At 68.6% G+C, this 21,858-nt stretch carries 12 protein-coding genes and 3 rRNA genes; 1 reads left to right on the top strand and 14 read right to left on the bottom strand.

The features are described from left to right. Positions 1-241 precede the first annotated feature (241 nt). The 8 genes from rrf to HDA34_RS11110 all read right to left on the bottom strand — a co-directional run bounded on the left by rrf (position 242) and on the right by HDA34_RS11110 (position 14,160). Positions 242-358: ribosomal RNA gene (rrf, locus tag HDA34_RS11145) — 5S ribosomal RNA — on the bottom strand. 192 nt (positions 359-550) lie between these two features. Continuing rightward, a 23S ribosomal RNA gene (locus tag HDA34_RS11140) occupies positions 551-3,642 on the bottom strand. 436 nt (positions 3,643-4,078) lie between these two features. Further along, positions 4,079-5,601, bottom strand: a 16S ribosomal RNA gene (locus HDA34_RS11135). Together the 16S, 23S and 5S rRNA genes form the textbook arrangement of a ribosomal RNA operon. Before the next feature lie 781 nt (positions 5,602-6,382). Beyond that, complete coding sequence (gene tyrS / locus HDA34_RS11130) at positions 6,383-7,726, bottom strand: tyrosine--tRNA ligase (RefSeq protein WP_070708495.1); 1,344 nt, start codon at positions 7,724-7,726, stop codon at positions 6,383-6,385. 10 nt (positions 7,727-7,736) lie between these two features. Continuing rightward, the gene (locus HDA34_RS11125; RefSeq protein ID WP_182496717.1) at positions 7,737-8,744 is read right to left on the bottom strand and encodes an IS481 family transposase; all 1,008 of its coding nucleotides are present in this window, start codon (positions 8,742-8,744) and stop codon (positions 7,737-7,739) included. Between the two features lie 172 nt (positions 8,745-8,916). Then, positions 8,917-11,205 (bottom strand): HelD family protein, encoded by a 2,289-nt coding sequence (locus HDA34_RS11120; protein ID WP_134377364.1) that lies wholly within the window; start codon positions 11,203-11,205, stop codon positions 8,917-8,919. 167 nt (positions 11,206-11,372) lie between these two features. Further along, positions 11,373-12,833, bottom strand: a complete 1,461-nt coding sequence (gene argH / locus HDA34_RS11115; RefSeq protein WP_134377363.1) for an argininosuccinate lyase — start codon at positions 12,831-12,833, stop codon at positions 11,373-11,375. Positions 12,834-12,918: 85 nt separating this feature from the next. Continuing rightward, positions 12,919-14,160 carry an argininosuccinate synthase gene (locus HDA34_RS11110; protein ID WP_049146392.1) on the bottom strand — a complete coding sequence of 414 codons (1,242 nt, stop codon included), beginning with the start codon at positions 14,158-14,160 and terminating at the stop codon, positions 12,919-12,921. Between the two features lie 621 nt (positions 14,161-14,781). Here HDA34_RS11110 and rpf point away from each other — a divergent pair. Continuing rightward, a complete protein-coding gene (gene rpf / locus HDA34_RS11105; protein ID WP_134377362.1) occupies positions 14,782-15,801 on the top strand; it encodes a resuscitation-promoting factor Rpf in 1,020 nt (339 codons plus the stop codon). A gap of 114 nt (positions 15,802-15,915) precedes the next feature. On the opposite strand, the gene argR is transcribed toward rpf, so the two are convergent. Genes argR through argC form a run of 6 tightly spaced genes read right to left on the bottom strand, consistent with a single transcriptional unit; the run spans position 15,916 to position 21,838 of the window. Continuing rightward, a complete protein-coding gene (argR, locus tag HDA34_RS11100; RefSeq protein ID WP_049147960.1) occupies positions 15,916-16,404 on the bottom strand; it encodes an arginine repressor in 489 nt (162 codons plus the stop codon). After that, the gene (gene argF, locus HDA34_RS11095) at positions 16,404-17,363 is read right to left on the bottom strand and encodes an ornithine carbamoyltransferase (protein WP_049147959.1); all 960 of its coding nucleotides are present in this window, start codon (positions 17,361-17,363) and stop codon (positions 16,404-16,406) included. The genes argR and argF overlap by 1 nt, the downstream gene beginning before the upstream one ends. After that, on the bottom strand, positions 17,360-18,646 hold the full coding sequence (locus tag HDA34_RS11090; protein ID WP_134377361.1) for an acetylornithine transaminase: 1,287 nt from the start codon (positions 18,644-18,646) through the stop codon (positions 17,360-17,362). The genes argF and HDA34_RS11090 overlap by 4 nt, the downstream gene beginning before the upstream one ends. Next, positions 18,643-19,629, bottom strand: a complete 987-nt coding sequence (gene argB, locus HDA34_RS11085) for an acetylglutamate kinase (RefSeq protein ID WP_233437090.1) — start codon at positions 19,627-19,629, stop codon at positions 18,643-18,645. The genes HDA34_RS11090 and argB overlap by 4 nt, the downstream gene beginning before the upstream one ends. A gap of 11 nt (positions 19,630-19,640) precedes the next feature. Beyond that, the gene (gene argJ / locus HDA34_RS11080) at positions 19,641-20,801 is read right to left on the bottom strand and encodes a bifunctional glutamate N-acetyltransferase/amino-acid acetyltransferase ArgJ (protein ID WP_134377360.1); all 1,161 of its coding nucleotides are present in this window, start codon (positions 20,799-20,801) and stop codon (positions 19,641-19,643) included. Further along, positions 20,798-21,838 (bottom strand): N-acetyl-gamma-glutamyl-phosphate reductase, encoded by a 1,041-nt coding sequence (argC, locus tag HDA34_RS11075; protein ID WP_095694725.1) that lies wholly within the window; start codon positions 21,836-21,838, stop codon positions 20,798-20,800. Before argC ends, argJ begins: the two co-directional genes overlap by 4 nt. Positions 21,839-21,858: the final 20 nt, after the last annotated feature.

Below are 21,858 nucleotides of genomic sequence, written 5' to 3'. Positions count from 1 at the left end.
ATCCGCGGTCCTCGCGGCGCTCTCGGGGGGTGTCCTCAGCCATGGTGTCCTTCCTGGGCGTCACGCCGCGACGGTCCGCGGGAACGCGGTCTCTGTTCCTCATGTGCCGGCCTCGCGGCCGGGTCCTCAGGGGACCAGGCTAGTGCCCGGAGCCTGTGGCAGACCGTCCTTGCGGGGAAAGCAGTCCAGAAATGCGGGAAGGGCCTCGCACCCAACGGTGCGAGGCCCTCCCTCAAAGAATGTCCGGCGGCGACCTACTCTCCCACAACCTCCCGGCTGCAGTACCATCGGCGCTGTGGGCCTTAGCTTCCGGGTTCGGAATGGAACCGGGCGTTTCCCCCACGCTATGACCGCCGTAACCCTAACCCCACACCACCACCCTCAACACGGGCAACAGCAGGGAAACCTACGGGTCACACAACAGTGACACTATTCAATTCAAAACACCTCAACCACCCACCAACAAGCAGACAGCCGGTTGCAATCAGACAACCGCACAGTGGACGCGAACACCAACCCATCACCTTGAAGCAAGCAATGGAATAAGAGTGTGTGTAAGTCATCGGCCTATTAGTACTGGTCAGCTTCACGAGTCTTCAGTCCTCGCTTCCACATCCAGCCTATCAACCCAGTGTTCTAGCTGGGGGCCTCACACCCTCAAAGGGGCAAGGAAATCTCATCTCGAAGCCGGCTTCCCGCTTAGATGCTTTCAGCGGTTATCCATCCCGAACGTAGCTAATCAGCCATGCACCTGGCGGTACAACTGACATACCAGAGGTTCGTCCGTCCCGGTCCTCTCGTACTAAGGACAGACCTTCTCAAATTTCCAACGCGCGCAGAGGATAGGGACCGAACTGTCTCACGACGTTCTGAACCCAGCTCGCGTACCGCTTTAATGGGCGAACAGCCCAACCCTTGGGACCTACTCCAGCCCCAGGATGCGACGAGCCGACATCGAGGTGCCAAACCATGCCGTCGATATGGACTCTTGGGCAAGATCAGCCTGTTATCCCCGAGGTACCTTTTATCCGTTGAGCGACGGCCGTTCCACAACGAGCCGCCGGATCACTAGTCCCGACTTTCGTCCCTGCTCGAGCTGCCACTCTCACAGTCAAGCTCCCTTGTGCACTTGCACTCGACACCTGATTGCCAACCAGGCTGAGGGAACCTTTGGGCGCCTCCGTTACATTTTGGGAGGCAACCGCCCCAGTTAAACTACCCATCAGGCACTGTCCCTGACCCGGATCACGGGCCGAAGTTAGATATCCAGAGTGACCAGAGTGGTATTTCAACGGCGACTCCACGAACACTGGCGTGCCCGCTTCACAGTCTCCCACCTATCCTACACAAGCCACACCGAACACCAATACCAAACTATAGTAAAGGTCACGGGGTCTTTCCGTCCTTCTGCGCGTAACGAGCATCTTTACTCGTAATGCAATTTCGCCGAGTTCATGGTTGAGACAGCGGGGAAGTCGTTACTCCATTCGTGCAGGTCGGAACTTACCCGACAAGGAATTTCGCTACCTTAGGATGGTTATAGTTACCACCGCCGTTTACTGGGGCTTAAGTTCTCCGCTTCGCCGAAGCTAACAGGTCCCCTTAACCTTCCAGCACCGGGCAGGAGTCAGTCCATATACATCGTCTTACGACTTCGCATGGACCTGTGTTTTTGATAAACAGTCGCTTCCCCCTGGTCTCTGCGGCCCCGATCCCCTCACACCAGCACGTGGTGCTCAAGGTTGGGGCCCCCCTTCTCCCGAAGTTACGGGGGCATTTTGCCGAGTTCCTTAACCATGATTCTCTCGATCGCCTTAGTATTCTCTACCTGACCACCTGTGTCGGTTTAGGGTACGGGCAGTTTGAACCTCGCGCCGATGCTTTTCTAGGCAGCATAGGATCACCGGATCACCCACCATGTGGGCGCCCATCAGGTCTCAGGCATACAGCCGGCGGATTTACCTACCGGCAGCCCTACACCCTTAGACCAGGTCATTTCCATTGCCCGGCCCGGCTACCTTCCTGCGTCACACCTGTTAATGCGCTTGCCTCCCCGGTTCAGGTCCCGCGCTCCCCACCACCGTCCCCGTCAAAGACGGGGTTCGGGATGGTTCGGGCGGTTAGTATCACCGGCTCAGCATGGACGGTTCTTCACTGGTACGGGAATATCAACCCGTTGTCCATCGACTACGCCTGTCGGCCTCGCCTTAGGTCCCGACTTACCCAGGGCAGATTAGCTTGACCCTGGAACCCTTAGTCATCCGGCGGACGGGTTTCTCACCCGTCTTTCGCTACTCATGCCTGCATTCTCACTCGTCCACAATCCACCAGAAGTTACCCGCTGGCTTCACCTCGTGAACGACGCTCCCCTACCCATCCAGCAAAACTGAATGCCACGGTTTCGGCGGTGTACTTGAGCCCCGCTACATTGTCGGCGCGGAATCACTTGACCAGTGAGCTATTACGCACTCTTTCAAGGGTGGCTGCTTCTAAGCCAACCTCCTGGTTGTCTCAGCAACTCCACATCCTTTCCCACTTAGCACACGCTTAGGGGCCTTAACCGGTGGTCTGGGCTGTTTCCCTCTCGACTATGAAGCTTATCCCCCACAGTCTCACTGCCACGCTCTCACTTCCCGGCATTCGGAGTTTGGCTGAAGTCAGTAACCTTGTAGGGCCCATCGTCCATCCAGTAGCTCTACCTCCGGGAAGAAACACGTGACGCTGCACCTAAATGCATTTCGGGGAGAACCAGCTATCACGGAGTTTGATTGGCCTTTCACCCCTACCCACAGCTCATCCCCTCCATTTTCAACTGAAGTGGGTTCGGTCCTCCACGCGCTCTTACACGCGCTTCAACCTGGCCATGGGTAGATCACTCCGCTTCGGGTCTAGGACACGCGACTCAATCGCCCTATTCAGACTCGCTTTCGCTACGGCTTCCCCACACGGGTTAACCTCGCCACGTATCACTAACTCGCAGGCTCATTCTTCAAAAGGCACGCTGTCACCCCACAAGGAGGCTCCAACGGTTTGTAGGCACATGGTTTCAGGTACTATTTCACTCCCCTCCCGGGGTACTTTTCACCATTCCCTCACGGTACTGATCCGCTATCGGTCAACAGGTAGTATTCAGGCTTACCAGGTGGTCCTGGCAGATTCACACGGGATTCCTCGGGCCCCGTGCTACTCGGGCAACCCTCCAACAGCGGCGGAACACATTTCGACTACGGGACTCTCACCCTCTACGGTCCAGCATCCACACTGGTTCGTCTATATGCCCGCACCTCACTGCGCCATGCCGGCAGACATGACAAGGAGGGGCCCACAACACCGCACATGCAACCCCTGCCGGGTATCACACACATACGGTTTAGCCCCATCCGCGTTCGCTCGCCACTACTAACGGAATCACTTTTGTTTTCTCTTCCTGTGGGTACTGAGATGTTTCACTTCCCCACGTTCCCTCCACCCGGTCTATGTGTTCAACCGGGGGTCACACGACACGTCGTGCGGGGTTTCCCCATTCGGAAATCCTGGTCTCAACGTCCGGTTATCGACTCCACCAGGCTTATCGCAGATTCCCACGTCCTTCTTCGGCTCCTGTTGCCAAGGCATCCACCATGCGCCCTTGGAAACTTTCACACACAATGAAAGTCCTCAAATGAGCAATATCTAACTAAGATGTCATTCTCGGCATCACCACACCTCACACACCACCCCAGGGGGAACAGTGCGATCAACGATGCAGCAACAAAAAAATAAGATGCTCGCGTCCACTATGCAGTTCTCAAACAACAACCCACACCCCATCCACCAACCCACAAGGCCAGCTTCACAAGATACGGAGACCAGAAACAACAACCCCAACCCCAAGGCCAGGGTGCCTGCTGTTCCAGGACCCAACAGTGTGCCAACACCAGCTCGCAGCCACCAACACCACCCATTCCAACCACACCCGCAAAGGCATGACGTACTCGAGCACTGCCGGCACCACCACTGGCACCATTCATTGATGTTCCACCCATGAGCAACCCGCCATCACACACGCGGTGATGCAACGGGCACTAATGCTCCTTAGAAAGGAGGTGATCCAGCCGCACCTTCCGGTACGGCTACCTTGTTACGACTTAGTCCCAATCGCTGGTCCCACCTTCGACGGCTCCCCCCACAAGGGTTAGGCCACCGGCTTCGGGTGTTACCAACTTTCGTGACTTGACGGGCGGTGTGTACAAGGCCCGGGAACGTATTCACCGCAGCGTTGCTGATCTGCGATTACTAGCGACTCCGACTTCATGGGGTCGAGTTGCAGACCCCAATCCGAACTGAGACCGGCTTTTTGGGATTAGCTCCACCTCACAGTATCGCAACCCATTGTACCGGCCATTGTAGCATGCGTGAAGCCCAAGACATAAGGGGCATGATGATTTGACGTCGTCCTCACCTTCCTCCGAGTTGACCCCGGCAGTCTCCCATGAGTCCCCACCACGACGTGCTGGCAACATGGAACGAGGGTTGCGCTCGTTGCGGGACTTAACCCAACATCTCACGACACGAGCTGACGACAACCATGCACCACCTGTGAACCCGCCCCAAAGGGGAAACCGTATCTCTACGGCGATCGAGAACATGTCAAGCCTTGGTAAGGTTCTTCGCGTTGCATCGAATTAATCCGCATGCTCCGCCGCTTGTGCGGGCCCCCGTCAATTCCTTTGAGTTTTAGCCTTGCGGCCGTACTCCCCAGGCGGGGCACTTAATGCGTTAGCTGCGGCGCGGAAACCGTGGAATGGTCCCCACACCTAGTGCCCAACGTTTACGGCATGGACTACCAGGGTATCTAATCCTGTTCGCTCCCCATGCTTTCGCTCCTCAGCGTCAGTTACAGCCCAGAGACCTGCCTTCGCCATCGGTGTTCCTCCTGATATCTGCGCATTCCACCGCTACACCAGGAATTCCAGTCTCCCCTACTGCACTCTAGTCTGCCCGTACCCACCGCAGATCCGGGGTTAAGCCCCGGACTTTCACGACAGACGCGACAAACCGCCTACGAGCTCTTTACGCCCAATAATTCCGGATAACGCTCGCACCCTACGTATTACCGCGGCTGCTGGCACGTAGTTAGCCGGTGCTTCTTCTGCAGGTACCGTCACTTTCGCTTCTTCCCTACTGAAAGAGGTTTACAACCCGAAGGCCGTCATCCCTCACGCGGCGTCGCTGCATCAGGCTTTCGCCCATTGTGCAATATTCCCCACTGCTGCCTCCCGTAGGAGTCTGGGCCGTGTCTCAGTCCCAGTGTGGCCGGTCACCCTCTCAGGCCGGCTACCCGTCGTCGCCTTGGTGAGCCATTACCTCACCAACAAGCTGATAGGCCGCGAGTCCATCCAAAACCGATAAATCTTTCCAACACCCACCATGCGGTGGACGCTCCTATCCGGTATTAGACCCAGCTTCCCAGGCTTATCCCAGAGTTAAGGGCAGGTTACTCACGTGTTACTCACCCGTTCGCCACTAATCCACCCAGCAAGCTGGGCTTCATCGTTCGACTTGCATGTGTTAAGCACGCCGCCAGCGTTCATCCTGAGCCAGGATCAAACTCTCCGTAAAAAAATTACAGAACAACACCGTGGCAGCCGGAAATAACCACCACGACATCCATTCAATACCTAGCAAACCATCACCACACCACGGGGGTGGCAGGCGATGATCAACCAATATGTGTTAAAACAATTGGCATCAACAAACTTGGCACACTATTGAGTTCTCAAACAACAGGCGCTTCCAGCTTCAGCGACCCGCTCCGCGGGCCGTTTCGCTCTGGAGCAACTTCTCCACCCTAGACCATCCGTTTCGACCGTGTCAACTCCGTGTCCGAAGCATTCACCGTCCGTTCACGTGGCCGGGCTAGAAAACCTTACCACGCGATCCGACCATGTCAACTCCGCTTCCGCGGGGCCAGACACTCACCGGACCATCCACGTGGAAGGCCTCGAAAAGCTTACCACATGATCCCCGGCTGTCAAACCAGATCATCTTCTTCAGGAATCCCGACCCGCATCACTGCCGGCCGCGCACCCGGTGAGCACCACCCGCCCTGGACCTGCCATTCTCGGCATGAATCCGCGGATTCTGTGTTCTTCACCCCGCCTCCCGGTCACCCGGTCGGCCTCTTGAGCACGAGATGGAACTCTACACACGAACCCCACCGAACACAAAATCAAGGGTGACACCCGGCGGCCACGCATGAAAAAGGGCCCCGTTCTCCGCAGAATCCTGCGGAGAACGGGGCCCTGTGCTCCTCCCGTGGGCGGTTTCTCCGCCGTCGTCGCCCGTCGTGTCCTCGGTCACTTCTGGCGAGCCGGTGGACACCGGTGGTCTGCGGCCGTGGTCAGGCCTCCCCCAGGTCCGCGCCCGCCATGTTCTTCTTGCCCCGGCGCACCAGCAGGTGCCGGCCGGCGAAGGCGTCGTCTCGGGTGAACACCTGGTCGGCATCCGTCACCCGCACGTTGTTCACCGACGCGCCGCCGTCGCGCACCGTCCGACGCGCCTCGGAGCGCGAGGCGACCAGCCCGGTGGAGACCAGCAGCTCGACCGCGGTCACGGTGCCCGGCTCCCCCTCCCACTGGGTCCGGTCGGCCTGCGGCAGCTCGGCCAGCACGGCGGTCAGCGTGTCCGGGTCCACCGTGGTGAGGTCGCCGCCTCCGAACACCGCCTGGGAGGCCTCGATGACCTTCGTCGTCGTCTCCTCTCCGTGGGCCAGCGCCGTGACCTCCCACGCCAGGCGCCTCTGGGCTTCCCGGCGGAACGGCTCGTCGGCCACCTTCTGCGCGTACTCCTCGATCTCCGCGCGGGTCAGGAACGTGAAGACCTTGAGTCGGTCGACGACGTCCGCGTCCGCCGTGTTGAGCCAGAACTGGTAGAAGGCGTACGGGGAGCACATCTCCGCGTCGAGCCAGACGGCGTTGCCCTCGGACTTGCCGAACTTGGTGCCGTCCGCGTTCGTGATCAGCGGCGTGCCCAGCGCATGGGCGTGGGTCCCCTCCACCTTGCGGATCAGCTCGGTGCCGGCGGTGAGGTTGCCCCACTGGTCGGAGCCGCCGGTCTGGAGGGTCACGCCGTGCCGGCGGTGCAGCTCGAGGAAGTCGTTGCCCTGCAGCACCTGGTAGGAGAACTCCGTGTAGGAGATGCCCTCATCAGAGTTCAGGCGCTTGGCCACGATCTCCTTCTTCACCATCGTGCCGACGCGGAAGTTCTTGCCGACGTCCCGCAGGAAGTCCAGCGCGCTCATGCCCGCGGTCCAGTCCAGGTTGTTGACCATGGTCGCCGCGTTCTCCCCCTCGAAGGAGAGGTACGGCTCGATCTGCGCGCGCAGCGACTCCACCCACGCCGCCACGGTCTCCTGCGAGTTCAGGACGCGCTCCGAGGTCTGCCGCGGGTCGCCGATGAGGCCGGTGGCGCCGCCCACGAGGGCATACGGGCGGTGGCCGGCGAGCTGCAGGCGGCGCAGTGTGAGCAGCTGGACCAGGTGTCCCAGGTGGAGAGACGGAGCGGTCGGGTCGAAGCCGCAGTAATACGAGACGGGCTCCCCGGCCAGCGCCTGTTCCAGCGCGGCCTCGTCCGTCGAGACGTGCACGAGCCCGCGCCAGCGCAGCTCCTGCCAGACGTTCTCGAAGCTCGGGTCGTTCGCCTGTGCGCGCAGTCGGGCCGCGCGCTCCTCGTTCTGGGGTGCCATAGCCCCCAGCCTAGCTGTAGGAGGGCATGACGTTGTTGACTCGGGCCGGGGCCAACGAGGCCGGAGGGGCGTCCCCGCAGGAGGTATGAGGCCGATGGTAGTTGTAGTGGTTCACCCACACGGCCAGCGCCTCACGCCGAGCTGTCTCTGAGGTATACGGGCGGGCGTAGAGGACCTCATCGACCATCAGCCGGTTGTACCGTTCGACCTTCCCGTTATGGCGCGGGGTGTAGGGGCGGATCCGGTGGTGCCGGCCCCCGAGCGAGACCACCTTGGCGGTGAAGTCCACGGCCCGGTAGTTGTTCCCGTTGTCCGTGACCACCCGGTCCACGGTGATGCCGTGGGCGGCGAAGAACGCGCGGGCCCGGCAGAAGAACCCGATCGTGGTCACCGCCTTCTCGTCCTCCAACGCCTCGGTGTACGCCAGGCGGGTGTACCCGTCGATCGCCGAGTGCAGGTAGGTGTAGCCGACCCGCCGGCCAGGCCCGCGCTTGGAAGCACGGCCTGCTTCACTTTCACGTCCGTGGGTGCGCCAGCCGCCCCCGTCTGGGATCTTCCCGATCTTCTTCACATCCAGGTGCACCATGTGCCCCGGGCCGCGGGCGGTGATCTTCTGGGGTCGTTGGCGCAGGTCTTCTCCGGCCGGGGTCAGGTCCCGTAACCGGGAGATCCCGAGTCGGTGCAGCCACCGTCCCACGGTACGAAGACACACCCGGTGGCCCTCGGAGACGAGGTGGTGATGGATGCGCCGTGCGGACCACTTGCGCTCCCGCCGCAGGGCGTGGATCTGGGCGACCAAGACCGGATCGAGCTGGGCAGGTGAACGGTGCGGCCGGCTGGGCAGGTCCTGAAGGCCGGCTTCTCCCTGGGCGCGGTAGCGGGCCACCCAGGTGGCCACCGTGGGCCGGCTCACCCGGAACTCGGCGGCCACGTGCGCCTGCGGGATCCCGTCGTGCAGGTGGCGGTGGACCATCCTGAGACGGCCGGTCGGGGTCAGGGGTGCGTTAGCGTGAGTCATGAGTGGGTCTTCTCGGGCAGGTCGGTGGTGTAGGAACTTCCATCCTGCGGGAGAGGCCCACTCGTCTCATCTCAGCCGGCGCCTCGTGGCAAGAACCTCATGACCCACAACACCTAGCGACGCGCCCGCGCGCCTCCGCGACGCCGCGCACGTGCGACGTCGCCCGCGGGGCTCACTCCGGGACGTCCGCCAGCCCGGCCGGCAGCGCGGCCGCGTCCGTCCCGGCGACGACGGACAGCGACTGGGTGGCGCGGGTCATCGCCACGTACAGATCGCCCACCACGCCGCGCGCGTCGGCCACGATCCGCTCGGGCGAGACGAGCACGACGGTGTCGAACTCCAGCCCCTTGGTCTCCCACGGGGTGGCGACGACGATCTCGACGCCGGGCAGCGGCGCGGTGTCCACGGCCGCCTCCCCCCACCGCTCCCGGAGGGCCGTGAGCAGCTCCCCCGTCCGCTCGGCGGGGGCGATCACGGCGGTCAGGGCCTCGGGCACGCGGTCCCGCTCGGCCTCCACCGCGTCGAGGGCCAGGGCCGCGACGTCACCGCCCGGCTCCGTCACCAGGCGCGGGCGGTGGTCGCCCTCGCGCACGGCGCGCGGATGGGAGACCTCGAGCCCGGCCGCCCGTGCGACCTGCGCGGCCCAGCGCATCACGCGCGCCGGCGAGCGGTAGTTCACGGTCAGCTCTTCCAGGCGCCAGCGGTCCCCGAACTCCGGGGCGAGGACGGACGCCCACGAGCCGGCCGCGTCGCGACGGGAGGACTGCGCGATGTCGCCCACGATGGTGAACGACTTCATCGGGCAGCGGCGCGCCAGCAGGCGCCACTGCATCGGAGAGAGCTCCTGGGCCTCGTCCACCACCACGTGCCCGTACGTCCAGGTGCGGTCGTGGGCCGCGGTCTCGGCGGTGGTCCGTCGCACGCCGCGCGCCTCATTGGCCGCGGCCAGCTGCTCGGCGTCCACGACGCCGTCGACGCCCAGGTCCGCGAGCGTCTGGTGCATGTTCTCCAGGGACGCCCGGGCGTTCTCGAGGTTGCGCTCGTGCTGGGCCGCGGACTCGCCGCCCCGGCCCGGGGTGTCGAGGCGTCCGAGCAGCTCGGCCGCCTCGTCCAGCAGGGGCACGTCGGCCTCGGTCCAGGGGGCGTCGGCCGGGCGCAGGAGCGCGCCGACCTCGGCGTCGGACAGCCACGGGGCAGCCGCCCGGAGCCGGTCCTCCCGGGTGAGGAGGTCGCCGATGAGCTTCTCCGGCGTCAGCGGCATCCAGCAGAGGTTGAGCGCGATGCGCACGTCGCGCGAGGTGCGCACGTCCTCGAGCAGGAGGTCACGCTGCACCGGGGTGCCCGAGGACTTCTCCAGCTTCTTGCGCAGCTTCTCCGCGAGCTCGCGGACGAGGATCTTCACGAACGTCACCCGGGCCTCGTTGTGGGGCTTGCGGGTGGCCCGTGCCTTGTCCCGGGCGCGCCGGACCATGGCCGGCTTGAGCTTGACGGCCGTGCCGTCGATCATCAGGCGCCGCGGCTCGACGAGCAGGCGCTGGCGCTGCGCGACCGCGTGGGCGACGGCGTCCACCATGTCCAGCCGGCCCTTCACCGCCGCCGCGTCGAGGTCCGGCTCCGGGACGGCCCGCACGCCCGGCATCAGCGTCCCCAGCGAGGACATCACGACACCGGTCTCGCCCAGCGAGGGCAGCACCCGCTCGATGTACCGCATGAACGCGGTCGACGGGCCGACGATCAGCACGCCCGAGCGCGCGAGGCGCTCCCGGTGGGTGTACAGCAGGTAGGCCGCACGGTGTAGGGCGACGGCGGTCTTCCCCGTGCCGGGCCCGCCCTGCACCACGACCGCCCCGGGCAGGGGCGCGCGGATCACCTCGTCCTGCTCCGCCTGGATCGTGGCGACGATGTCCCCCATCCGTCCCGTGCGTCGGGCGGTGACGGCGGCCAGCAGCGCACCCTGGGCATCGGCGCGCACGCCGTCCTCGCCCAGCAGCGTCGGGTCCAGGATGTCGTCCTCGAGGTCGCGCACCTCGCGCCCCCGCAGCATCAGGTGACGACGACGGCGCACGCGGCCCCGGTGGGCCGCCGTCGCCTGGTAGAAGGCGCCGGCCTCGGCCGCGCGCCAGTCGACGAGGAGGCGCTCGTGGTCCTCGGTGGTGAGGCCGATGCGCCCGATGTACCGCTGCTCGTCGGCCCCACCCTCCCGCTCGGCGTCGAGGTCGAGCCGGCCGAAGACGAGGCGGTCGTCCACGGCGTAGAGCTGGGCGAGTCGGTCCTCGTAGAGGCTGGCGAAGGCGTCGCGCTCGGAGTGGTTCTGCAGCGACCCCTGCGGGCCGGTCCGGCGCACGGCCGCGAGCTGGCGCTCCTTCTCCTCACGCAGGGCGTCGAGGCGGGCGTACCGCTCGGCGACCCGACCCCGCTCGAGGTCGAGCTCGGACTGGCGGACGGACACGGTATCGGTCATCGGGGGCCCTCGCGGTGCGGTGAGGGGCGGACCATGCTGCGGCCCGCCCGGCGGAAAAGTGACCACCCATGCTACGCCGACCGCGGTGAACGGCGGGTGACGCGGCGGTGCCCTGGGGGCGCCGCCGCGTCCGGCCCGGTCGGCGCCGCCTCGGCCGGGCGACCGCGTCAGCGGGCGTCGACGACGGAGCCCGGCGTGTCGGCCCAGCGGCGCAGCGGCGCCAGGGCGTCCTCGAGCGCCCCGATCTGCGCCGCGACGGCCGTCGGCGCGGTCCCGCCCTGGGCGTCGCGAGAGGCGAGCGAGCCCTCCGTGCTGAGCACCTCGCGGACCTGCGGGGTCAGCGCCGGCGAGATGGCGGCGTACTCGTCGTCCGTGAGGTCCCACAGCTCCACGCCCCGGGCCTCGGCCGCCATCACGGCCTCGCCCGACAGCTCGTGGGCCTCGCGGAACGGGACCCCCTGGCGGACGAGCCACTCGGCGACGTCGGTGGCCAGCGCGAAGCCCTGCGGGGCCAGCTCCGCCATGCGCTCCGTCTGGAACTCGAGGGTGGCGATCATCCCGGAGACGGCGGGCAGCAGCAGCTCGAGGGTGTCCGCGGCGTCGAAGACGGGCTCCTTGTCCTCCTGCAGGTCGCGGTTGTAGGCCAGCGGCATGCCCTTGAGCGTGGCCAGCAGCCCCGTGAGGTCGCCGATGAGGCGGCCGGACTTGCCGCGGGCCAGCTCGGCGACGTCCGGGTTCTTCTTCTGCGGCATGATCGAGGACCCCGTGGAGTACGCGTCATGGAGCCTCACGAAGCCCGCCTCCTTGGTGGCCCAGAAGATGACCTCCTCCGAGATGCGGGACAGGTCGACGCCGACCATCGCGGCGACCCACGCGAACTCCGCGTACACGTCGCGTGCGGCGGTGCCGTCGATCGAGTTCCACACGGCCGACTCGAAGCCGAGCTCGGCGGCCACGGCGTTCGGGTCCAGACCCAGGGAGGAGCCGGCCAGGGCCCCGGAGCCGTACGGCGAGACGGCCGCGCGTGCGTCCCAGTCCACGAGCCGCTGCAGGTCCCGCGCGAATGCCCAGGCGTGCGCGAGCAGGTGATGCGAGAGCAGGACGGGCTGCGCGTGCTGCAGGTGGGTGCGGCCCGGCATCGGCGCGTACGGGTGCGCCCGCGCCTGATCGAGGAGCGCGTCCACCGTGGCGATCACGCCCCGCGCGATGATGCGGGCGTGGTCGCGCAGGAACATCCGGCCGAGGGTGGCGACCTGGTCGTTGCGGGATCGGCCGGCCCGCAGGCGGCCGCCGAGCTCGGGACCGGCCCGGTCGATGAGGCCGCGCTCGAGCGAGCCGTGCACGTCCTCATCGGACGCTGCCGGGGTGTAGGCACCGGAACGCACGTCCGCCTCGAGCCGGTCGAGGGCCGCGATCATCCCGTCCAGGTCGTCCGCACTGAGCAGACCGGCGGTGTGCAGCACCCGGGCGTGGGCACGGGAGCCGGCGATGTCATAGGGCGCCAGGCGCCAGTCGAAGTGCGTGGACTTGCTGAGCGCGGCGAGCGCCTCGGAAGGGCCGCCGGCGAAGCGGCCGCCCCACAGGGCGCCCTCGTTGGTCCCGTGGCGGGCGTCGGTGTTCTCGGTCATCGAAGGTCTCCTCGAGGTCGGTGACAGGCCGACGGCGGCCGGCCCGGTCGCGGGCGGGCCGCCGTCGTGCGCGGGGCGTGCGGGGTCAGTCGTTGGACAGGCGGGCGACGTCCTGGAGGTCGTCGCTGCCGCGCAGGCGCTGCTCGCGCTCGGAGGCCGTCTTCGCGGACAGGCCGAAGATGTCGATGAACCCGCGGGCCGAGGACTGGTCGAACGAGTCGCCCTCGTCGTATGTGGCGAGGTTGAAGTCGTACAGGCCGGTCTCGGACCGGCGACCCTGCACCGTCGCGCGGCCGCCGTGGAGCTCCAGGCGGATCTCACCGTTGACGTGCTCCTGGGTCGCGTCGATGAACGTGTCCAGGTTGCGCTTCAGCGGGGAGTACCACTGGCCGTCGTAGACCAGCTCGGTCCAGCGCTGGTCCACATGCTTCTTGAAGCGCGCCTGTTCCCGCTCCAGGGTGACGTTCTCGAGCTCGCGGTGGGCCGCGATCAGCGCCATGGCGCCCGGGGCCTCGTAGATCTCGCGGGACTTGATGCCCACGAGGCGGTCCTCGACGATGTCGATCCGGCCCACGCCCTGGGCGCCGGCCCGGCGGTTGAGCTCCTCGATGATCTCCAGCGGGCTCAGCGCGCGGCCGTCGAGGGCCGTGGGGACGCCGCGCTCGAAGGCGATCGTGACCACGTCCGGCGCCGGCGGGAAGGCGGGGTCGTCCGTGTAGTCGTAGACGTCCTTCGTGGGGCCGTTCCAGATGTCCTCGAGGAAGCCGGTCTCGACGGCGCGGCCCCACACGTTCTGGTCGATCGAGAACGGGTTCTTCTTGGTGGTGACGATCGGCAGGTCGTTGCGCTCGGCGTACTCGATGGCCTTCTCGCGGGTCAGGGCGAGGTCGCGCACCGGGGCGATGCACTTCAGGTCGGGGCCGAGGGTCTGGATGGAGACCTCGAAGCGGACCTGGTCGTTGCCCTTGCCGGTGCAGCCGTGCGCCACCGTCGAGGCGCCGAACTGGCGGGCCGCCGCGACCAGGTGGCGGGAGATGACCGGGCGCGAGATCGCGGAGACCAGCGGGTAGGCGTCCATGTAGAGGGCGTTGGCCTTGAGCGTGGGCATGCAGTACTGCTCGGCGAACTCCTCACGCGCGTCGGCGACGTAGGCCTCGACGGCGCCGCAGTCCAGGGCGCGCTGGCGGATCGTCTCGAGGGACTCGCCCCCCTGGCCCACGTCGACCGCGACGGCGACGACCTCGGCGCCCGTGGCCTCGGCGATCCAGCCGATGGCCACCGAGGTGTCCAGGCCGCCCGAGTAGGCAAGGATGATGCGTTCCTTCACGTTTTCTCCTTTATATAGGGGGGCGTCTCCGAGCGCGGCACGTGGCCGTCGAAGGCGTGCTCGGCGACGATCCTACCCGGGTCTTGAATAAATATGCAACTGACGGAATATCAGCTCCCGATGGATCCTGCGCAGCCCCTCTGCGCCCACCGCGGCGGCCACCCGCAACCATGGCCCCGCGCTCGAAGTTCGGGTCGAACGCGACGCCGGTCACGGCTTCGACCGTCGATCGTGACCTTCGCCCACGCCCCTGTGACGGAGGTTGTCCACACTGTCCAATCAGACGCCCTGAGATCCAATGCGGGCAGTGGCGTGCATTTCGTCCACGTACTCCCGCCTCAGGTAGCGATTCGTCACCTGATCTCAAATGTGAGACGGACGGGCAAGAATCCGTCGACCCATGATTTGACGCGAGGGGGGCTCCCGTCGTTGACTCTTCCGTAGCCGATTCGTGATCGAACCGTGATCTGACCGAGAGGTCGGGGACGGGGAGGCCACGACATCGAACCCCCTCCGACGGTCGCCCGCTGCTGGGTCGTCTCGAACCGACGGAGGGCATGACCCGACCAAGGAGAAGGACGACCCCGGCGCGCCTCGGCCGCCGATCAGCGAGGACTCGCCATGGACACCATGACTCTCTTCACCACTTCCGCCACCCGCTCCCGCCGTGCCACCGCCTCGATCGTTGCGGGCATGACCCTCGCCGGCGCCGCCGCCGTGGGCTTCTCCGCTCCGGCCCAGGCCGCCACCGTGGACACCTGGGATCGCCTCGCCGAGTGCGAGTCCAACGGCACCTGGGACATCAACACCGGCAACGGCTTCTACGGCGGCGTGCAGTTCACCCTGTCCTCCTGGCAGGCCGTCGGCGGCGAGGGCTACCCGCATCAGGCCTCGAAGGCCGAGCAGATCAAGCGCGCCGAGATCCTCCAGGACCTGCAGGGCTGGGGCGCCTGGCCGCTGTGCTCGCAGAAGCTGGGCCTGACCCAGGCTGACGCGGACGCCGGCGACGTGGACGCCGCCCCGGTCGCCGTGGAGCGCACCGCCACCGTGCAGCGCCAGTCCGCCGCGGACGAGACTGCTGCCGACCAGGCTGCGGCTGAGCAGGCTGCTGCCGACCAGGCCGCGGCTGAGCAGGCTGCTGCCGACCAGGCCGCGGCCGAGCGCTGGGCCGCCAAGCAGGCTGCTGCCGACCAGGCCGCCGCCGAGCGCTGGGCCGCCAAGCAGGCTGCTGCCGACCAGGCCGCCGCCGAGCGCTGGGCCGCCAAGCAGGCTGCTGCCGAGCAGGCCGCCGCCGACAAGGCTGCCGCCCAGCGTGCCGCCGCCGCGGAGAAGGCTGCCGCTCAGAAGGCCGCTGCCGCGGAGAAGGCTGCCGCTCAGAAGGCCGCTGCCGCTGAGCAGGCTGCCGCTCAGAAGGCCGCTGCCGCTGAGCAGGCTGCCGCTCAGCAGGCCGCTGCCGCGGAGCAGGCCGTCGTCGCCGAGGCCGAGACCATCGTCGTCAAGTCCGGTGACTCCCTCTGGAAGCTCGCCAACGAGTACGAGGTGGAGGGTGGCTGGACCGCCCTCTACGAGGCCAACAAGGGCGCCGTCTCCGACGCCGCCGTGATCTACGTCGGCCAGGAGCTCGTCCTGCCGCAGGCCTGAGACGCCTGACCGGTCCCCCGGACCGGTACGACACGAGGAAGGCCCCCGCCGTCGGCGGGGGCCTTCCTCGTGTCTGGTGCCCGTCACCCGCGCGGGCGGGGCCGGACGGGTCGGTTAGCCCGCCAGACCCAGCAGGTGGGCCGCGACGGCCGGGGCGGACGTGGTCCCCGTGGTGATGAGGAGGATGGTGTCGTCGCCGGCGATCGTGCCCATCACGTGCTCCACGCGCGCCTGGTCGATCACGCTGGCCAGGAACTGCGCCGCACCCGGGGGCGTGCGCAGGACCACGAGGTTCGCCGTGGGCTCGGCGGAGACGAGCAGCTCGCGGGCCATGCTCGCCAGCCGGTTCAGCTGCGCGTCCGAACCGCGGCCCGGCACGGCGCCGTCGTCGCCCTCCGCCGGCAGGGCGTAGACCATGCCGGCCGGCCCGCGCGTCCGCACCGCGCCGAGGTCCACCAGGTCCCGCGAGAGCGTGCCCTGGGTGACGGACAGCCCGCGATCGCCCAGGGCGTCCGAGAGTTCGGCCTGGGAGCGGATGCCCCGGGTGGCCAGGATTTCCCGGATCGCGGCCTGACGGGCGATCTTCGTCGTGGGGGCGGCCATCAGCGCGGCTCCTCGGCCAGGCCGGAGCGGTACAGCAGCCAGGCGATGAGCGCCTTCTGCGCGTGCAGGCGGTTCTCGGCCTCGTCGAACACCACGGACCGCGGCCCGTCGATCACCTCGGCCGTGACTTCGTAGCCCCGGTACGCGGGCAGGCAGTGCAGGAAGATCGCATCGTCGGCCGCCCGCGCCATCGCGGCGGCGTCCACCTGGTAGTCGCGGAACAGCGCCAGGCGGGCCTCCTTCTCCTCCTCCTGGCCCATGGACACCCACGTGTCGGTCACGACGACGTCCGCGCCCGCCAGGGCCTCCACCGCGTCCGTCGTGACGAGGACGGAACCGCCCGTCTCCGCCGCCCGCTGTCGGGCAGCGGCCACGACGTCCTCGGCAGGCAGGTGCCCCTCGGGTCCGGCGACCCGCACGTGCATGCCGGCCGTCGCGCAGCCGAGCAGGTACGAGTGGGCCATGTTGTTCGCCGCGTCCCCCAGATACGCCAGAGTGCGGCCCGCCGTGCCGTCGAGGTGCTCGCGCACCGTCAGCAGGTCGGCGAGGATCTGACAGGGGTGGTAGTCGTCGCTGAGCGCATTGACCACGGGCACCGAGGAATGGGCGGCCATCTCCTCGAGGCCGGCCTGGGCGAACGTGCGCCAGACGATGACGCCGACCATCCGCTCCAGCACGCGGGCCGTGTCGGCCACGGACTCCTTGTGGCCCAGCTGCGACTCCCCCGGGTTCACGATCAGCGGCGTCCCGCCGAGCTCGGCGATGCCGGCCGCGAACGAGACGCGGGTGCGCGTGGAGGTCTTGTCGAAGAACACGATGCCGGTCCGGGGCCCGGCCAGCGGGCGGTGCCGGAACCGGTCGGCCTTCATCTGCGCGGCGAGGTCGAGCACCTCGGCCTGCTCGGCCGGGGTGAGGTCCGTGTCCACCAGGAAGTGGCGGACGGCGGCAGCGGGGGTCATGGGCGGTCTCCTTCGGCGGGGGTCAGGGCGGCGGCCACGAGCCCGGGCAGGGCCGCGGCGAAGCGCTCGAGCTCGGCCACGGGCACGGTCAGCGGCGGGGCCAGGCGCAGGGTGGAGGGGCCGGTGGCGTTGAGGATCCAGCCCGCCTGGAGGCCGGCGGCGACGACGGCGGGGGCCAGCCCGCCGGCCGGGGCCGGTCCCGCGGGGTCGGCCAGATCGACGCCGATCCACAGGCCGTGACCGCGCACCGCGGCCACCTCGTGCAGGTCCTCCAGCAGGGCGGCCACGGCCTCGCCCGCGGCGCGGACGTGGCCGAGCAGGCCCTCGTCCTCGACGGTCTGGAGCACGGCCAGGCCCGCGGCGGTGGCCAGGGGGTTGCCGCCGAACGTGGTGCCGTGCTGGCCGGCGGTGAGCAGCCCGGAGACGGCGGGGCCGACGCACACGAGCGCCCCGATCGGCACGCCGCCGCCCAGTCCCTTCGCCAGGGTGAAGGCGTCGGGCACCACCGGCTCGGCCGCCCCGGTGACGGCCGGGTTCTGGAAGCCGAACCACGTGCCGGTGCGTCCCACGCCGGACTGCACCTCGTCGAGGATCATCAGGGCGCCGGCCTCGCGGGTCGCGGCCCGCACCTCGGCCAGGTAGCCGGCCGGCCAGCCGTGCACGCCGGCCTCGCCCTGGACCGGCTCGAGGATGACGGCGGCGACGGTGGCGCCGTCGTCGTCCGGGGCCAGGGCCGCCCGCAGGGCCGCGGCGTCCCCGCCCGGCACGTGCTCCACGCCGCCGGGCAGCGGCTCGAAGGGCGCCCGGTAGGCCTCCTTGTGCGTGAGCGCGAGGGCGCCCATCGTGCGGCCGTGGAAGGCCCGCTCGAGCGCGATCACCCGCGTCCGGCGGCCGGACGGGTCGTCCGCACCGTGGCGGCGGGCGAGCTTGAACGCGGCCTCGTTGGCCTCCGTGCCGGAGTTCGCGAAGAACACGGTGGAGCCCGCGGGCGCGCCGGCCAGCTCCAGCAGGCGCTCGGCCAGGCGGATCTGCGGCTCGGAGGTGAAGAGGTTGGACACGTGGCCGAGCGTGGCGACCTGCTCGGACACCGCCCGCACCAGCGCCGGGTGGCCGTGGCCGAGCGCGTTCACGGCGATGCCGGCCAGCAGGTCCGTGTAGCGCCGGCCGTCGGCGTCCCACACGTGGACCCCCTCGCCGCGCACGAGCACGCGGGTGGGGCGGCCGAAGACTCCGGTCAGGGCGGCGTGGTAGCGCTCCAGCAGCGCGGACTGGTCGGTGCTCATGCGTCCTCCTCGGGGGTGGTCGGGGCGGTGGGCTCGGCGTCGGGCACCACCTGGGTGCCGACGCCCGCAGAGGTGAAGACCTCGAGCAGCATCGAGTGGGGGCGGCGGCCGTCCACGACGTGGGCGCGCTGCACGCCGGCGTCCACGGCCGCCAGGCACGCGGCCATCTTCGGGATCATCCCGGAGGCCAGGGAGGGCAGCAGCGCGCGCAGCTGGGCGGCGGTGAGCGAGCTGATGAGGGAGTCGCGGTCCGGCCAGTCGGCGTAGAGGCCTTCGACGTCGGTGAGCAGCACGAGCTTCGCGGCGCCGAGGGCGGCGGCCAGGGCCGCGGCGGCGGTGTCCGCATTGACGTTGAGGACCTGCCCGGTGGGCTCGCCGTCGTCGTTGATCTCGGGGGCGACCGACGAGACCACGGGGATCCGCCCGGACTCGATCACGTCGAGGATCGCGGTCGGGTCGACTCCGGTGACCTCTCCCACGAGGCCGAGGTCCACCTCCTGGCCGTCGACGACGGCGCCCGTGCGGCGGGCGCGCAGCAGCCCCGCGTCCTCGCCGGAGAAGCCGACGGCGTACGGGCCGTGGGAGTTCACGAGGCCGACCAGCTCGCGGCCCACCTGTCCCGTGAGCACCATGCGGACCACGTCCATGGCCTCCTCGGTGGTCACGCGCAGGCCGCCGCGGAACTCCGAGGCGATGCCGAGGCGGTCGAGCATCGCGTTGATCTGCGGGCCGCCGCCGTGCACCACCACGGGGTGGACCCCCGCGTGGTGCAGGAACACGATGTCCTCGGCGAACGCCCGGCGCAGCTCCTCCGACACCATGGCGTTGCCGCCGTACTTGACGACCATGACGGTGCCGGCGAACCGCCGGATCCAGGGCAGGGCCTCGACGAGGACCTCCGCCTTGGACTCGGCGCGGTCGAGCCGGTCCGCGGTGGACAGGACGGGCGCGGCCGCCGTGGCCGGATCGGTGTGCGGGCTCATGCTGGGGGTCCTCACGTGGAGTAGGCGGAGTTCTCGTGGACGTAGTCGTGCGTCAGGTCGTTGGTCCAGACCGTGGCCTCGGCGTCGCCGGCGTGCAGGTCGACCTCGACGAGCACCTCGCGGGCCGAGAGGTCCACGCGGGAGCGGTCCTCTCCCACGCCGGAGGCGCGGCACACCTGGACGCCGTTGAAGCGCACGTCGAGGGCGTACGGGTCGAAGGCGGCGACCCACTCCGGGACCGTGCCGACGGCGGCGATCACGCGTCCCCAGTTCGGGTCCTGGCCGAAGATCGCGGTCTTGAACAGGTTGGAGCGGCCGACAGCGCGCGCGACGGCCTCGGCCGCCTCCTCGGTCTCGGCGTGGACCACGCGCACGGCGATGTCGTGCCGGGCACCCTCGGCGTCGGCGACGAGCTGGCGGGACAGGTCCGCGCAGACCTCGTGGAGGGCCGCGGCGAACGCCGCGGGCTCGGGCGCCGTCCCGGACGCGCCCGAGGCCAGCAGGATCACGGTGTCATTGGTGGACATGCACCCGTCCGAGTCGACCCGGTTGAAGGTGGCGCGCACGGCCTCGCGCAGGGCCGCGTCGAGGGCGGGGGCGGGGACGTCGGCGTCCGTGGTGATGACGCTGAGCATCGTGGCCATGCCGGGTGCCAGCATGCCCGCCCCTTTGGCCATGCCGCCCACGGTGAAGCCCGCGCCGCGGGCCACGGCGGTCTTGGCCACGGTGTCCGTGGTCTTGATCGCGACGGCGGCGTCCTCGCCGCCGTCCGGACTCAGGGCGGCGACCGCCTCGGCCACGCCCGCGGTGAGCGTGTCCATCGGCAGGCGCTCGCCGATGAGGCCGGTCGAGCAGACGAGCACGTCGTCGGCGGCGGTTCCGAGGGCGGCGGCCGCGTGCTCGGCGGTGCGACGGGCGTCCTCGAGGCCCTCGGCGCCGGTGGCCGCGTTGGCCCCGCCGGAGTTCAGGACGACCGCGGTCGCGCGGCCGTCCCGCACGGCGCGGCGGGTCCAGACCACGGGGGCGGCCGCCACCCGGTTCTCGGTGAGGACGGCGGCCGCCGCGTCGCGCGGGCCCTGGTTGACGACGACGGCGACGTCGGGCGTGCCCGAGGCCTTCAGCCCCGCGGTGACGCCGGCCGCCCGGAACCCCTGTGCTGCGGTGACGCTCACGGCGCGACCCCCTGCTGCTCGAGCCCCGCCTGCTCCGGCAGGCCCAGGGCGATGTTCATGGACTGCACGGCGCCGCCGGCCGTGCCCTTGGTGAGGTTGTCGAGCGCCGCGCAGACGATCACGCGGCCGGCCCGCTCGTCCACGGCGAGCTGCAGCTGCACGTGGTTGGAGCCGAGGACCGCCTTCGTGGTGGGCCACTGCCCCTCGGGGAGCAGGTGCACGAAGCGTTCGCCGCCGTAGGCCGCGGCCCATGCGGCGCGCACGTCCGCGGCGGCGACGCCGGGGCGCAGCCGCGCCGTGGCCGTCGCGAGGATGCCGCGCGACATCGGCGCGAGCGTGGGCGTGAAGGAGACGCGGACCGGCTCGCCGGCCGCCTGGGCCAGACCCTGCTCGATCTCCGGGGTGTGCCGGTGCCCGCCGCCGACGCCGTACGGGCGCATCCCGCCCATGACCTCGGCGCCGAGCAGGTGCGGCTTGAGCGCCTTGCCCGCCCCGGAGGTGCCCGAGGCGGCGACGATCACCACGTCCTGCGGCTCGAGCAGCCCCGCGGCGAAGCCGGGCGCGAGGGCGAGGATCGAGGTGGTCGGGTAGCACCCGGGGACGGCGATGCGGCGGGTGCCGGCGAGTCGCTCGCGCTGACCGGGCAGCTCGGGCAGGCCGTAGGGCCAGGTCCCGGCGTGCGCGGTGCCGTAGAAGGCCTCCCAGTCCGCGGCGGACTCGAGGCGGTGGTCGGCGCCCGCGTCGATCACCAGGGTGTCCGGGGAGCGCTCGGCGATCTCGGCCGCCAGCGCCCCGGAGGCCCCGTGGGGCAGCGCGAGGATCACGACGTCGTGACCGGCGAGGACGTCCGCGGTGGTCTCGGCGAGGACGCGGTCCGCCAGGGCGTGCAGGTGCGGCTGGAGAGCGCCGAGGCGCTCCCCCGCGTTCGAGTGGGCCGTGATGGCTCCGACGGTGACGGACGGGTGGCCGGCGAGCAGGCGCAGGGCCTCTCCCCCGGCGTAGCCGCTGGCTCCGGAGACGGCGACGGTGTGGGTCATGGCTTCATCCTAGCGCAGAT

Origin of the sequence: Micrococcus luteus (assembly GCF_014138885.1) — a bacterium.
GTDB lineage: Bacteria > Actinomycetota > Actinomycetes > Actinomycetales > Micrococcaceae > Micrococcus > Micrococcus luteus.
The sequence above is the reverse complement of the archived record's forward strand: the minus strand, read 5'-3'. Positions and strand labels throughout refer to the sequence as shown.

Bases quoted from the DNA above. Each gene is read 5' to 3' on its own strand.
- tyrS (WP_070708495.1), bottom strand. From the start codon at position 7,726: ATGGCACCCCAGAACGAGGAGCGCGCGGCCCGACTGCGCGCACAGGCG.
- HDA34_RS11125 (WP_182496717.1), bottom strand. From the start codon at position 8,744: ATGACTCACGCTAACGCACCCCTGACCCCGACCGGCCGTCTCAGGATG.
- HDA34_RS11120 (WP_134377364.1), bottom strand. From the start codon at position 11,205: ATGACCGATACCGTGTCCGTCCGCCAGTCCGAGCTCGACCTCGAGCGG.
- argH (WP_134377363.1), bottom strand. From the start codon at position 12,833: ATGACCGAGAACACCGACGCCCGCCACGGGACCAACGAGGGCGCCCTG.
- rpf (WP_134377362.1), top strand. From the start codon at position 14,782: ATGGACACCATGACTCTCTTCACCACTTCCGCCACCCGCTCCCGCCGT.
- argR (WP_049147960.1), bottom strand. From the start codon at position 16,404: ATGGCCGCCCCCACGACGAAGATCGCCCGTCAGGCCGCGATCCGGGAA.
- argF (WP_049147959.1), bottom strand. From the start codon at position 17,363: ATGACCCCCGCTGCCGCCGTCCGCCACTTCCTGGTGGACACGGACCTC.
- HDA34_RS11090 (WP_134377361.1), bottom strand. From the start codon at position 18,646: ATGAGCACCGACCAGTCCGCGCTGCTGGAGCGCTACCACGCCGCCCTG.
- argB (WP_233437090.1), bottom strand. From the start codon at position 19,629: ATGAGCCCGCACACCGATCCGGCCACGGCGGCCGCGCCCGTCCTGTCC.
- argC (WP_095694725.1), bottom strand. From the start codon at position 21,838: ATGACCCACACCGTCGCCGTCTCCGGAGCCAGCGGCTACGCCGGGGGA.